The organism is Aestuariivirga sp. (assembly GCF_044239095.1).
Taxonomy (GTDB): domain Bacteria; phylum Pseudomonadota; class Alphaproteobacteria; order Rhizobiales; family Aestuariivirgaceae; genus Aestuariivirga.
Genome location: NZ_JBIICB010000095.1, coordinates 1 through 13920, shown reverse-complemented (window position 1 = coordinate 13920; position 13920 = coordinate 1). Strand labels below are relative to the sequence as shown.

General features: G+C 64.9%; 14 protein-coding genes. 11 read left to right on the top strand and 3 right to left on the bottom strand.

What is annotated here, in order from left to right:
* The 8 genes from ACILRA_RS10565 to ACILRA_RS10530 all read left to right on the top strand — a co-directional run.
* Positions 1-522 (top strand): ABC transporter ATP-binding protein (locus ACILRA_RS10565; protein WP_395662063.1); only part of this gene is annotated, 522 nt, incomplete at its 5' end.
* A 3-nt stretch (positions 523-525) separates the two neighbouring features.
* Entirely contained in the window at positions 526-1449 is a 924-nt protein-coding gene (locus ACILRA_RS10560; protein ID WP_395662062.1) for an ABC transporter permease, read from the top strand.
* Positions 1442-2242 carry an ABC transporter permease gene (locus ACILRA_RS10555; protein WP_395662061.1) on the top strand — a complete coding sequence of 267 codons (801 nt, stop codon included), beginning with the start codon at positions 1442-1444 and terminating at the stop codon, positions 2240-2242. The genes ACILRA_RS10560 and ACILRA_RS10555 overlap by 8 nt, the downstream gene beginning before the upstream one ends.
* A 31-nt stretch (positions 2243-2273) precedes the next feature.
* Positions 2274-3308 (top strand): extracellular solute-binding protein, encoded by a 1035-nt coding sequence (locus ACILRA_RS10550; protein WP_395662060.1) that lies wholly within the window; start codon positions 2274-2276, stop codon positions 3306-3308.
* Between the two features lie 62 nt (positions 3309-3370).
* Positions 3371-4576 carry a serine hydrolase domain-containing protein gene (locus ACILRA_RS10545; RefSeq protein ID WP_395662059.1) on the top strand — a complete coding sequence of 402 codons (1206 nt, stop codon included), beginning with the start codon at positions 3371-3373 and terminating at the stop codon, positions 4574-4576.
* Positions 4573-4830, top strand: coding sequence for a hypothetical protein (locus ACILRA_RS10540; protein ID WP_395662058.1), 258 nt, complete (start codon positions 4573-4575; stop codon positions 4828-4830). Before ACILRA_RS10545 ends, ACILRA_RS10540 begins: the two co-directional genes overlap by 4 nt.
* Positions 4827-5471: an alpha/beta hydrolase gene (locus ACILRA_RS10535; protein ID WP_395662057.1), complete on the top strand. Its 645-nt coding sequence runs from the start codon at positions 4827-4829 to the stop codon at positions 5469-5471. The genes ACILRA_RS10540 and ACILRA_RS10535 overlap by 4 nt, the downstream gene beginning before the upstream one ends.
* Positions 5472-5521: 50 nt before the next feature.
* Positions 5522-6643, top strand: coding sequence for a PQQ-dependent sugar dehydrogenase (locus ACILRA_RS10530; RefSeq protein WP_395662056.1), 1122 nt, complete (start codon positions 5522-5524; stop codon positions 6641-6643).
* 398 nt (positions 6644-7041) lie between these two features.
* On the opposite strand, the gene hutU is transcribed toward ACILRA_RS10530, so the two are convergent.
* Genes hutU through hutI form a run of 3 tightly spaced genes read right to left on the bottom strand, consistent with a single transcriptional unit; the run spans position 7042 to position 10646 of the window.
* Positions 7042-8712 (bottom strand): urocanate hydratase, encoded by a 1671-nt coding sequence (hutU, locus tag ACILRA_RS10525; protein WP_395662055.1) that lies wholly within the window; start codon positions 8710-8712, stop codon positions 7042-7044.
* 9 nt (positions 8713-8721) lie between these two features.
* Positions 8722-9453, bottom strand: a complete 732-nt coding sequence (gene hutC / locus ACILRA_RS10520; protein ID WP_395662054.1) for a histidine utilization repressor — start codon at positions 9451-9453, stop codon at positions 8722-8724.
* On the bottom strand, positions 9453-10646 hold the full coding sequence (gene hutI / locus ACILRA_RS10515) for an imidazolonepropionase (protein WP_395662053.1): 1194 nt from the start codon (positions 10644-10646) through the stop codon (positions 9453-9455). Before hutI ends, hutC begins: the two co-directional genes overlap by 1 nt.
* Before the next feature lie 50 nt (positions 10647-10696).
* On the opposite strand from hutI, the gene ACILRA_RS10510 reads away from it, so the two are divergent.
* The 3 genes from ACILRA_RS10510 to ACILRA_RS10500 form a co-directional block, all read left to right on the top strand.
* Complete coding sequence (locus tag ACILRA_RS10510) at positions 10697-12052, top strand: formimidoylglutamate deiminase (RefSeq protein ID WP_395662052.1); 1356 nt, start codon at positions 10697-10699, stop codon at positions 12050-12052.
* Positions 12049-13581 carry a histidine ammonia-lyase gene (gene hutH / locus ACILRA_RS10505; RefSeq protein WP_395662051.1) on the top strand — a complete coding sequence of 511 codons (1533 nt, stop codon included), beginning with the start codon at positions 12049-12051 and terminating at the stop codon, positions 13579-13581. Before ACILRA_RS10510 ends, hutH begins: the two co-directional genes overlap by 4 nt.
* A 3-nt stretch (positions 13582-13584) precedes the next feature.
* Positions 13585-13920: HPP family protein (locus tag ACILRA_RS10500; protein ID WP_395662050.1), on the top strand; the 336-nt coding region annotated here is incomplete at its 3' end.

Sequence of the window (13920 nt, the reverse complement as noted above, 5' to 3'; positions counted from 1 at the left end):
GGAATCACCTTCATCTTCGTGACCCATGATCAGGAAGAAGCCCTCACCATGTCGGACCGGATCGCCGTCATGTCGAAGGGCAAGATCCTCCAGGTGGGCTCGCCGCGCGACATCTATGACCGGCCGTCAGAGCGGTTCGTCGCCAATTTCATCGGCGAGACCAATTTCCTCGAGGGCCACGTGGCAGAGATCAATGGCAGCGAAGCCGTGGTGAAGCTCACAGGCGGCGCCGTGATCAGCGCCGGGTTGCCCGAAGGCCTGCGGCTATCGGGCAGCGTCACCGTGGTGGTGCGGCCCGAGCATGCCGACCTTGTGAAGCCAGGCGCCAAGGCCGATCTCTGGGGCAAGCTCGAGAACGTCGTCTATTTCGGCACCGACACCCATTACCATGTGCGGCTCGACGGTGGCGCGCCCTTCATCATCCGCCAGCAGAATTCGCGTGGCGGGGGCGCGGGGTTCGAGGCGGGCGACAGCGTCGGCGTGCTGCTTGAGCAGCACGCGGCGCAGGTGTTGAGGGACTAGGCCATGATGAGCGCCCGCGAGATCGCCGATGCCGCCGGCCGTCAGGACGTTCGCAGGCGCTGGCTTCTGACCCTGCCGGCGCTGGTCATCATCTTCCTCGCGGCGGTCGGGCCGCTGTTCGTCATGCTGCTCTATTCCTTCCTCGACCGGGGGGACTATGGCGGCGTCAAGTTCTGGCAGTTCTCGGCCGAGGGCTGGTTCAACGTCTTCCTGCAGCGCGACATCTTCGACGACACGCTGGCCCTCAACGACGCGCATATCGCGATCGTGTGGCGGTCGGTGAAGCTCTCGATCGCCACCACGCTGCTGACGCTCCTGTTCGGATTTCCAACCGCATATTTCATCGCCACGCGGCCAGAGCGGTCGCGTGCGATCTGGCTGTTCCTGATCACCATTCCCTTCTGGAGCAACCTGCTGATCCGCACCTATGCCATGCAGGAGGTGATCCGCAATGAAGGCGTCATCAACTCGCTGCTGATATGGAGCGGCGTGATCGATACCCCGATCCAGATGATGTACACCGACATCGGCATCCTGTTCGGCATGACCTACGTCTATCTGCCACTCATGGTGCTGCCGCTCTATGCCGCGATGGACCGGCTGGACTTCCGCCTCGTCGAAGCTGGCTATGATCTCTATGCCACGCGGCTCAAGGTTCTGTGGCGAATCATCGTTCCGCTGGTGAAGCCCGGCATCATCGCGGGCTCCATCCTCGTGTTCATTCCGTCGCTGGGCGCCTATGTCACGCCGCGCGTGCTTGGCGGCGGCAAGAACATGATGATCGGCAACCTGATCGAGTTGCAGTTCGGACAGGGGCGGAACTGGCCGCTGGGTGCGGCACTCTCCCTCACGCTGATGGCCATCGTCATGGTGGCGCTGCTCTTCTATGTGCGCAATGCCACCAAGTCGGGGGCCAGGCATGGCTAGCCATTTCGACGTCAAGCGGCAGTGGGGCTTCGCGACCATCGCGATGATCTGCTTCTTCCTGCTCTACCTGCCCATCGTCACGCTCGTCATCTTCGCCTTCAATGCCGGGTCCTCGCTTGCGGTGTGGGAGGGCGTCTCGTTCAAGTGGTTCGTGGCCGCGTGGAACAACTCCGCCGTCCAGGAGGCTGCGATCCGCTCGCTGATCATCGCAGGATTCGCGGCCACCATCGCCACCGCGGCCGCGACCATGGCCGCACTCGCCACGACCCGCACCGCGCCCTACCGCGGGCTGACATTCAAATATGCCTTCATCAACCAGCCGCTGATGGTGCCGGAGATCGTGACTGCCGTGGCGCTGCTCATCGTCTTTGCCCGCCTCAAGGACTGGACGGGCTACTCGGGCCTTGCCTATCTCATCGCCGCCCACACGGCCTTCTGCATCCCCTTCGCCTATCTGCCGATCCGCGCGAGGCTCGAGAGCATGGACCTGACGCTCGAGAGAGCCGCCGCCGACCTCTATGCAACGCCATGGAACGCCTTCCGCAGGGTGACGCTGCCGCTGTTGTGGCCGGGCATCCTCGCGGGCTTCATGCTGGCATTCGTGATATCGCTCGACGATGTGGTGATCACCGAATTCGTCAAGTCGGGCGGCCAGGATACCCTGCCCACATATATGCTGGGCCAGCTGCGGCGCGTCATCACGCCGGAAATGAATGCCATATCGACCGTTTTCCTGGCGATATCGGTCATCATCGTCACGCTGTTCTTCTTCATCAGCCAGAAGAAGGCGTGACATGCGGAAAAATAGCAAAAGGGAGACTAACATGAAGACCAGACTGACCGCAGCCCTCGCGGGCCTTGCGATGCTTGCCGGCGCGGGTGCAGCCCATGCCGACGGCGAACTGAACCTGTTCAACTGGGGCAACTACACCTCGCCCGAGTTGCTCAAGAAGTTCGAGGAGCAGCACAAGGTCAAGGTGACCGTCACGGATTACGACTCGAATGACACGGCGCTGGCCAAGGTGCGGGCCGGCGGCCATGGCTTCGATATCGTCGTCCCCTCCGCCAACTACATGCCGATCTGGATCAACGAAGGCCTTCTCCTCGAAGCGCGCCCTGACGAGATGGAGAACTTCAAGAACGTCGACGAGCGCTGGGTGAATGTCGAGTGGGATCCGGGCCGCCGCTTCTCCGTGCCGTGGCAGTGGGGCCTGACCGGCCTTGTCGTCGATACGTCCGTCTACAAGGGTGACATCAATACCTCCGCGATCTTCCTCGATCCGCCGGCGGAACTCGTGGGCAAGGTCAACGTCGCGCCGGAGATGAACGACGTGATGTACGCCACGATCCGCTACATGGGGGGCGAATGGTGCACCACCGACAAGGACGTGCTGCGCAAGGTGCGCGACAAGCTGGTCGAGGCCAAGCCGAAGTGGATCGCCATGGACTACGGCGTGATCGAGAAGTTCGCCAGCCGCGACTTCGCCGCCGCCTTCTACTGGAACGGCGCTGCCATGCGCGCGCGCGCCCAGAACCCGGATGTGAAGTTCGGTTTCGCCAAGGAAGGCTTCCCCTACTTCATGGATAGCGCCGCCATCCTGAAGGACGCCAAGAATGTCGAGAACGCGAAGCTGTTCCTGAACTTCATCATGGACCCGCAGAACGCCGCGATGATCTCGGATTTCGCCCGCTACGCAAACGGCATCAAGGGTTCCGAGCAGTTCATGCCGGCTGACATGAAGGATGCTCCCGAACTGATCGTTCCGAAGGAGTTCGAGGCTGTAGGTGAATTCCTGAAGCCCTGCGCCCCCGAGGTGACGGAGCTCTACACCAAGATCTGGACCGAGGTCCTGAAGTAATCCGCATCAGTGAACCAGGGCCCCGGCGCTTCAACCCGCCGGGGCTTTTCTGATGAGGGAACATGCCGTCCTACCGCAATTCCGAACCCCGCCCTCCCATCATGCAGGGCACCCCCCCGGCGCTCATCCCTTCCCGGATGGAGTGGGACCGCCCGCCGTGGAACCGCTGGAGCTTCCAGAACATCCGGCAGATCCTGCCCACCACCGAGGTCTGGCGGGGCCGTGGCCCGGTACGAGAACTGCCCCGCCTGGAACGTGACCTCGACGGTCTCACGGTCGCTTCGACGTTTGGCGGAACCACTTCGCTGGCAGGCCTTCTGGACGAGACTTATACCGACGGCTTCATCGTGTTGAAGGACGGCGCAATCGTCCATGAGCGCTACTTCAACGGCATGGAACCGCGCAGCCTTCATCTCTCGCAATCAGTGGCGAAATCCGTGACGGCTGCCGCCGCGGGCGCCCTTGCGGGCAAAGGCTTGTTCGACGTGGACAAGCCCATCACGCATTACCTGCCGGAGCTGGAGGAAACCGCCTATCGCGGGGCAACCGTGCAGCACGTTCTCGACATGGCAAGCGGCACCCGCTTCGAGGAGGCCTATACCGACCCGTGTTCTGACATCGGCCAGCTCGATGTCTCTTCCGGTTGGAAGCCGATCCCTCCCGGAAGCGACCCCGGAATCAAGTGGCCCCGCCACGTGTTCGAGCAGGTTCTCGGGCTGAAGACGCTGGCACGTCCGCATGGCGCGCTCTTCGAGTATCGCTCGATCGAAACGGAGGTGCTGGGCTTCTGCATGGAGCGCGCCGCGGGAAAGCGGCTTGCGCAGATCGTCTCTGACGAGATCTGGTCGCCCATGGGCGCGGAGGAAAGCGCCAGCTTCACCGTCGATTGCGCGGGCAGCGCGCTGGCGGACGGCGGTTTCAACGCCTGCCTGCGCGACTATGCAAGGGTGGGCCTCCTCTACCTCGAGAATGGCGGCGGGATCCTGCCGCCCGCCTGGGTGGAGGCGACGCGCAACGGCAACCACGCAATCTTCGGCGGCCGCTATCATGAGACGCTGCCGGAGGGCGCCTACCGGAACCAGTGGTGGATCGAGAACCCGCGCTCACGCGCGCTCTATGCGCGGGGCGTGTTCGGCCAGATGATCTATGTGAACTGGGACTATCGCATGGTGGCCGTCAAGCTCTCGAGCTGGCCCGACTTCCTCAACCCGCACTACAACATCATCACCCAGCAGGCACTCCACACCATTGCGGAGGCAATCTCATGAGCGACGCCGAACTCTGCTATCTCTCCGCCGCCGAGGCCTTGCGGCTCTTCCGGAAGAAGAAGCTCTCTCCCCTCGACCTCATGGAAGCCGTGATCCGGCGTGCGGAGGCGGTGCAGCCAAAGGTCAACTGCTTTACCTGCGTGCCGAAGATCAACGGCAAGCCGCTCCGCAACCCATTCCTCGGCTTGGCAATGGCCTTCGAGACTGCGCAAGGCCAATGGTACCGCGGACCCGAAGGGAGGCCGAAGCTGTGAGTTTGGAAGATGTGATCGCCAGGCACGGCCTGCGCCAGGCGGGCGCGCTGCCTCAGCGCGCCTCGGGCGTGGTCCTGCTCATCCACGGCCGTGGCGCCACGGCAGAAAGCATCCTGCCACTGGCCGATGTCCTGGCCATGCCGGATCTCTGTTATCTGGCGCCCCAGGCCCATGGGCACAGCTGGTATCCGCAGAGCTTCATGGCGCCCACGGCGGCGAATGAACCCTATCTGTCCCAAGCGCTCGAGCGTGTCGCCGCCATCATCGCGGACATTCTGGGATCAGGCGTCGATGCCGGGAAACTGGCCGTGATCGGCTTCAGCCAGGGCGCCTGCCTCACGAGCGAGACGGTGCTCCGCAACCCGCGCGCCTATGGTTTCGCCGGCATTCTCAGCGGTGGTGCCATCGGCCCGCCGGGCACGCCCCGCGATTATCAGGGCTCGCTCGCAGGCGCGCGCGTCTTTCTCGGCTGTTCGGACCATGATGCGCATATCCCGCTGGCGCGGGTCAAGGAGACGACGGCGGTCTTCACCCGCATGGGTGCGTCGGTGACGGAGCGGATCTATCCGGGCTCCGCCCATGGCATTAATGACGACGAGATCGCGTTTCTGAGAGCAGGGCTTGCACCCTTCGCCACCTGACAACCACATCCGCCGCTTGAGACGTTGCAACCTCACGAGGTGGGTGCCCCATGATCGATCGCCGTGCCGTTCTCGCAAGCCTGTTCGCCGTTCCGCTGATCACGCTGCGGGCGAAGGCTGATGACAAGTCCGTCTCCGCGGCCATGCTCGAGACGATGGCCGATGGCCTCGACCGGCCATGGTCCTTCGCCTTCCTGCCGGAAGGTGTCATCCTCGTCACCGAAAAGTCTGGCGCACTGCGCACCATCGGCCTTGACCGGAAAGTCTCGGAGCCGATCAGCGGCCTGCCGGAGATCGCCGCCGTCGGCCAGGGCGGGCTTCTCGATATCGCGCTCCATCCGAATTTCGCGCAGACCCGGCTCGTCTTCCTGTCCTTCGCGGAGCCGCGCGAGGAGGGCAAGAATGCCACCAGCGTGATGCGCGGCAGGCTGTCGGAGGATCTTCGCAGCCTTGACTACGTCAAGATCATTTTCCGCCAGCAGCCGGCCACCACCGGCGGCCAGCATTTCGGCTCGCGCATCGTGTTCGACCGCACGGGGGCGCTCTTCATCACCACGGGTGACCGCGGCAGCCTTCGCGATCTGGTGCAGAAGCCGGACAACCACATCGGCAAGATCCTCCGCATCACCGAGGATGGCGGCATTCCCCCCGATAACCCGAAGATCGCGGGATGGCTGCCGGAGATCTGGTCCATCGGCCACCGCAACCTGCAGGGCGCCACGATCCACCCGGAGACAGGCCAACTCTGGACGGTTGAACACGGGACCAAGGGCGGAGACGAACTGAACACTCCCCAGGCGGGCAAGAATTATGGCTGGCCCGATGTCACCTACGGGACCGAATACTCCGGCGAGACGATCGGCGAAGGCCTGACGGCGAAGGACGGCATCGAGCATCCGTTGCACTACTGGGACCCGTCGATCGCACCCTCCGGCATGGCCTTCTACACCGGCGACCGCTATCCGGACTGGAAGGGCAACCTTTTCATCGGCGCGCTGGTGCAGAAACACCTCGCCCGCCTCGTGCTCGACGGCGGCAAGGTGGTGGAGGAAGAACGCCTCTACGACGGAAGAGCCCGCATCCGCGACGTGCGGCAGGGCCCCGACGGCTACCTCTACATGCTCACCGATGAGGCCGCCCCGATGGGACGGGTGATGCGGGTGACGCCGTGATAAGCGATTGTCCCCTTCTCCCGTCGCGACGCGATGGGAGAAGGTCCCCGAAGGGGGGATGAGGGCCTCTATCTGCGAGTCGTGCCGGTTGAAAGAAACCCTCATCCGGCCTGTCGGCCACCTTCTCCCACGCTGCCGCGCGGGAGAAGGGAACGGGGTGGGCAGCTCGCGTAGACAAAAAAGCCCGGCCTTTTGCGTCTCTGGGCCACCATGTTCTGCGCGGCGGAATAGGGGTCTTTGATGATTGTCCCCTTCTCCCGTCGCGACGCGATGGGAGAAGGTCCCCGAAGGGGGGATGAGGGTATCTGTCTGCAAGTCGTGCCGGTTGAAAGAGCCCTCATCCGGCCTGCCGGTCACCTTCTCCCATTGCTTCGCAACGGACGAAGGGGAAATTTCTGCTATATCGTGATCCCCGGCAGCTTCAGCCCCTGTTCCTTCGCGCAGTCCACTGCGGTCTGGTAGCCTGCATCGGCGTGGCGCATGACGCCGGAGGCGGGGTCGTTCCACAGCACGCGTTCGAGCCGCCGCGCGGCATCGTCCGTGCCATCCGCCACGATCACCATGCCGGCATGCTGCGAATAGCCGATGCCGACGCCGCCGCCGTGGTGCAGCGATACCCATGTGGCGCCTGACGCGGTGTTGAGCAGCGCGTTGAGCAGCGGCCAGTCGGATACGGCATCCGAACCATCCAACATCCCTTCCGTCTCGCGGTTGGGCGAGGCGACGGAGCCGGAGTCGAGGTGATCGCGGCCGATGACGATGGGAGCCTCCACCTCGCCGTTCCGGACCATCTCGTTGAAGGCGAGGCCCAAGCGGTGGCGCTGTCCCAATCCCACCCAGCAGATGCGCGCGGGCAGGCCCTGGAAGGCGATGCGCTCGCGCGCCATGTCCAGCCAGTTGTGGAGGTGCGGATCATCCGGGATCAGCTCCTTCACGCGCTGGTCGGTCTTGTAGATGTCCTGGGGGTTGCCGGAGAGCGCGGCCCAGCGGAACGGGCCGATGCCGCGGCAGAACAGCGGGCGGATGTAGGCCGGCACGAAGCCGGGGAATTCGAAGGCGTTCTTGAGGCCCTTTTCCAGCGCCATCTGGCGGATGTTGTTGCCATAGTCGAGGACGGGCACGCCTGAGTGCCAGTAGTCGAGCATCGCTTCCACATGGGCCTTCATCGAGGCCATGGCGGCGGCCTTGATGGCCTGCGGGTCGGAGACGCGCTTTTCTTCCCATTCGGCCAGCGTCCAGCCGGCGGGGAGATAGCCGTTGATCGGATCATGGGCCGAGGTCTGGTCGGTCACCGCATCGGGGCGGATGCCGCGCTTCACAAAATCGGGCAGCAGCTCCGCGGCATTGCCGAGCAGGCCGACGCTGATGGGCTTTCCTGCCCTGTGCGAGCGGTCGATGATCTCGAGTGCTTCTTCGATCGAGTTTGCCTTGGTATCGAGGTAGCGCGTCTTGAGGCGGAACTCGATGCGCGAGGGCTGGCATTCGATGGCCACCATCGAGGCGCCCGCCATTGTGGCGGCCAAGGGCTGCGCGCCACCCATGCCGCCGAGGCCCGCTGTCAGGAACCACTTGCCCTTGAGGTTGCCGCCGTAATGCTTGCGGCCCACTTCGGCGAAAGTTTCATACGTGCCCTGCACGATGCCCTGCGTGCCGATGTAGATCCAGGAGCCGGCCGTCATCTGGCCGTACATCATGAGGCCCTTCTTATCGAGCTCGTTGAAATGGTCCCAGGTGCCCCAGTGCGGCACAAGGTTGGAGTTAGCGATCAGCACGCGCGGCGCATCCTTGTGGGTGCGGAAGATGCCGACGGGCTTGCCAGACTGGACGAGCAGCGTTTCATCGTCTTCGAGCGAGCGCAGGCCCGCCACGATCTTGTCGAAGGCCTCCCAATTGCGCGCGGCGCGGCCGATGCCGCCATAGACGACGAGCTCCTCGGGGCGCTCGGCAACGCCGGGGTCGAGGTTGTTCATCAGCATGCGCAGCGGTGCTTCCGTCGCCCAGGACTTGGCTGAGAGCGTGGTTCCGGTGGGCGCCTTGATGACGCGGCTGTTGTCGCGGCGGGTGGTCATGGAAAACTCCTATTGCGAGAAAGTGCCGCGCGCGCTCGTGCGGTGGCGGCTGTAAAGAGCGTAGCGGCTGGCGGGATAGGTGAGGGTGACGGCGGTGGCGACCCGCCCGCGGCTCCAGGAGCGGCGGTAGAGGGCAAGGCAGGGCTCGGACCCCGCGATGCCGAGCAGGCGCTGCTGCTCCGGCGTGGGCATGGTGGCCTCGACCGTGTGTTCGAGTTCGTCCACCGGCGTTGCGGCCAGCAGCACGGCGGTGGGTGTGGTCTGCGTGAAGTCATGCGCCAGAAAATCCGGCACCACGGCGGGGTTCACGTGGCGGTCCTCGAGCTGCACGGGAACGCCGTTCTCCTCATGCACGATGACGATGTGGAACAGGCGCTTCAGCGCGCGGTCCTCGAATTCCTCGTTGAGCGCCGGGTTGGAGTCGACGGCGGACTTGGCGATGACGCGGGAGGAATAGCGGTGGCCGCGCTGGGCGATTTCCTCCGCGATGTTGCGCAGCTCCATCAGGCTCGACAGGGCAGGCGCTTCCTTCACGAAGGTGCCCACGCCCGGCACGCGGTTGAGGTAGCCCTCCGCCGTGAGTTCGCGCAGCGCGCGGTTGGCCGTCATGCGGCTGATCCCGAAGCTCTCCACCAGCTCATTCTCGGAGGGAACGCGGCGGCCTGCTTCCCATGCGCCGGAGCGGATGTTGTCGAGGATGTGCGCCTTCACCTTCGCATAGAGCGGCTGGCCCTCGTTCATCACAGCATCCCCCGTACGATCTCGCCTTTGTGGATGACCGCGGCGAGCGGGTTGAAGCCCAGCGGATAGGCGAGATCGCCCGGGCGCTCCGTGTTCCACAGCGCGATGTCAGCCTTCATGCCGGGGGCGAGCACGCCGCGATCCTTGAGGCCGAGTGCAAGGGCGGCATTGGCGGTGACACCCATCAGCGCCTCCTCCGGTGTCAGGCCGAAGAGCACGCTAGCCATGTTCATGGTGGTGAGGATCGAATGCACGGGCGAGGTGCCGGGGTTGAGGTCGGTCGCCACGGCGAGTGGAACGCCCGCCTTGCGGAGCGCCGCCACTGGAGGGGCCTGCTTTTCGCGCAGGTAATAGAAGGCGCCGGGCAGCAGCACGGCCACCGTTCCGGAGCGGGCGATGGCATCCACCCCCTCCTGATCCAGATATTCGATATGGTCCACCGACAGCGCGCCGAATTCGGCGGCCATCTTCGATCCGCCGAGATTGGTGAGTTGCTCGGCATGGAGCTTCACGGGGATGCCGAGGGATTTCGCCACCGCGAACACCCGGCGCGTCTCTTCGACCGAGAAGGCAATCCCCTCGCAGAAGGCGTCCACCGCATCGGCGAGCCCGGCCTTTGCGACGGCTGGCAGCACCTCGGTGCAGACGAGGTCGAGGTAGCCTTGGCGGTTCTCTTTGAACTCCGGCGGCAGGGCATGGGCGCCGAGGTAGCTCGTCACCACGTCCACGGGCCGCCACTGGGAGAGTTCGCGGGCGACCTTCAGCATCTTCATCTCGGTGTCGCGGTCCAGCCCATAGCCGGACTTGATCTCGATGGTGGTGACACCCTCCGCCAGCAGCGCATCCAGCCGCTTCAAGGCGGACGCGGCGAGGTCCGCCTTGGACTGGCTGCGGGTGGCGCGCACGGTGGAGGCGATGCCGCCGCCGGCCTGGGCGATCTCGGCATAGGATACGCCCGTCAGCCGCTGCTCGAACTCATGCGCGCGGCTGCCGCCGTAGACGATATGGGTGTGGCAGTCGATGAGGCCGGGGGTGGCGAGGCGGCTCTGGCAGTCGGTGGCCTCATGGCCCGAAGGCGCCTCGGCGCTGGGGCCGATCCAGGTGATCCTCCCACCCTCGATCATGATGGCCGCATCCGCGATCAGGCCATAGCCATCCCGCATCGTCGCGGCCTTGAGGTTGGTGAGCAGCATGAGTGGACAAGCCTCTTGTATAAGGTTGTATATACAGTATAGTCTGAAGCATGGAAAGCAGGAAATTGCATTTCGCCAGCGCACTCACCGCCGATGGCTGGCAATCCGATGTGACGGTGACCGTCGGGGCCGACGGGATGATCATGGCCATTGCAGCAGGTGATGGCGGCGAGCATGTCTCCGGCATTGCCGTGCCCGCCATGCCGAACGTCCATTCCCACGCCCACCAGCGCTTCATGCTGGGGCTGGCCGAGCGGGCAGGGCCCGGGGCGGACAGTTTCTGGACCTGGCGAGAGGCCATGTATGGCTTTGCGCTCAGGCTTTCGCCCGATGACCTCGAAGCCGTGGCCGCGCAGCTCTATGTCGAGATGCTGAAAGCGGGCTTCTCCGTGGTGGGCGAGTTCCAGTACCTCCACCACCAGCCGGACGGCACGCCTTATGCCGATCCTGCAGAAATGAGTCTCCGCTGTCTCGCGGCGGCGGAAGCTGCGGGAATCGCCATCACCATCCTGCCGACGCTCTACGCCTTCAGCGGCTTCGGCGGTCAGCCTCCGGTAGAGGGCCAGCGCCGCTTCATCAATGATGCAGACCGGTTCCAGAAGATCGTGAGTAACCTGTCTATACAAGAAGGGTCGCTCACGCGCGTCGGCATCTCCCCGCATTCCCTCAGGGCCGTCACCCCGGCATTACTTCGCGAAGTAACCTCCGCGCTCGCCGCCGAGGCCCCCATCCACATCCATGTCGCCGAGCAGATGAAGGAGGTCGAGGACTGCCTCGCCCTCTGTGGCCTCCGTCCGGTGGAACTGCTCATGCGGGAGTTCGACCTCTCCGACCGCTGGACGGTCATTCACGCCACCCATATGACGGCGGCTGAGACCAAAGCGCTCGCCCGCTCCGGCGTGATCGCGGGGCTGTGCCCGACGACCGAGGCCAATCTGGGTGACGGCATCTTTCCGGCCGTGGACTACATGCGCGATGGCGGGGTCATTGCCATAGGCTCCGACAGCCACATCACAGTGTCGCCTGCGGAAGACTTGCGCATGCTGGAATATTCGCAGCGCCTGCGCGACCGCACCCGCAATGCGCTGGCAGGCGGTCCGGGCCAGTCCACTGGCCGCACGCTTTACGAGGCGGCACTGAAGGGCGGTGCCCTCTCGATGCGGCAGCCGGTGGGCGCCATCGCTCCGGGGCATCGCTGTGACGTGACCGTGCTCGATGCCGAGCACCCGTTGCTTGGCGGACGAAGCGAGGATGGAGCACTCGACAGCTGGATCTTCTCCGGCGGCAATGCGCTGGTGAAGGACGTCTTCGTCGCGGGCCGTCACGTCGTGGAGGACCGCCATCACATCCATGAAGAGACAATTGCGGAGAATTTCCGCACCGCCCTGAGGAGACTCGCCACATGATCGCCATCGGAGACCGCCCGCTCGACCTCGCCGACATTCGTGCCACACTCGGCGGACCCATCAAGGTCTCGCTATCTGACGCGGCCCGCGCCCGTATCATCCGCTCGGCGGAGACGGTGAAGCGGCTGCTCGCCACGGGTGACGCGATCTATGGCGTCAACACCGGCTTCGGCAAGCTCGCCAAGACGCGCATCGCGGCGGCGGATTTGGACCGGCTGCAGGTGAACATCGTGCGCTCACATGCGGCGGGCGTTGGTGCGCCACTGGAGCAGGGCGTTACCCGCCTCATCCTGCTGATGAAGCTCAACGCGCTGGCGCAGGGCGCCTCGGGCATCTCGCTTTCCGCCATGGAAGCGCTCGCCGCGCTCATCAATGCCGATGTGCTGCCCGTGATCCCGGGGCAGGGATCGGTGGGTGCTTCGGGCGATCTGGCACCGCTTGCCCACATGAGCCTCGTGCTCATTGGCGAAGGCGAGGCGATGGTGAGGGGCGTGCGCCTCTCCGGTACACTGGCGCTCCAGACCGCTGGCGTGAAGCCAGTGGCGCTTGGCCCCAAGGAGGGGCTGGCGCTGTTGAACGGCACGCAGGTATCGACAGCACTGGCGCTCTCCGGCCTCGTCGCGGCGGAGCGCAATGCGGAAGCCGCGATCCTCGCCGGCGCCATATCGGTTGATGCGGTGATGGGCTCGGACACGCCCTTCGACCCGCGCATCCATGCGCTGAGGCCGCATCCCGGCCAGCAGCTCGCGGCCTCGCATTACCGCCGGCTTCTGTCTGGCAGCCAGATCCGCGCCTCGCACCTCGAGGGTGATGACCGGGTGCAGGATCCCTATTCCTTCCGCTGCCAGCCGCAGGTGATGGGCGCCTGCCTCGACCTTCTCGCCAACACCGCACGCACCCTCACCATCGAGGCTAATGCGGTGTCAGACAATCCGCTGGTCTTCGCGGAGGATGGCGCGGTGCTCTCCGGCGGCAACTTCCATGCGGAGCCCGTGGCCTTCGCGGCGGATATCATCGCCATGGCGGTCGCCGAAATCGGATCGCTCTCGGAGCGCCGCATTGCAGCACTGATTGATTCGACGATCTCGCTCCTGCCGCCCTTCCTCATCCGCAACCCCGGCCTCAACTCCGGCTTCATGATCCCGCAATGCACGGCGGCGGCGCTGATGAGCGAGAACAAGCAGATGTCGCATCCAGCCTCGGTCGACTCGGCGCCCACCTCGGCAAACCAGGAGGACCATGTGTCGATGGCGACCCATGGTGCGCGCCGTCTTGGGCCCATGAACGCCAACCTCGCGCGCATCATCGCCATCGAGCTGATGGCGGCGGCCGAGGGCATCGACTTCCGCCGCCCGCTGCGCTCTTCCGGGATGATCGAAGAGTCGCATGCCCTGGTGCGCGAAAAATCCGCCCGCCGCGACGAGGACCGCGAATTCGCCACCGACACGGAAGCAGTGGCCACGCTCATCGAGCAGGGCCAGTTCGCGCGCTTCGTGCCCGATCTTCTCAGCGATCTCGGCTGCCGCTAGAACATGCAGAACACACTCATGGCGGGCTTGCGCGCCCTCACGCCGCGCATGGCTGGCGCCAATCTCCGTGAACGGAGCATCGCCTGCCTCGGCGCACTCATCGGCATTGGGCTCGCGGGCGCAATCTCGGGCTGGGCCGCAGGGGCTGAGCACTGGCCGCTGCTGGTGGCACCCTTGGGTGCTTCCGCCGTGCTGCTCTTTGCAGTTCCTTCAAGCCCGCTCGCACAACCCTGGTCGATCATCGGCGGCAACACCATCTCCGCATTGGTCGGCATCGCCGTGGCGCATCTGGTGCCGGACACGGCGATTGCCGCGGCACTCGCCGTGGCGCTGGCCATC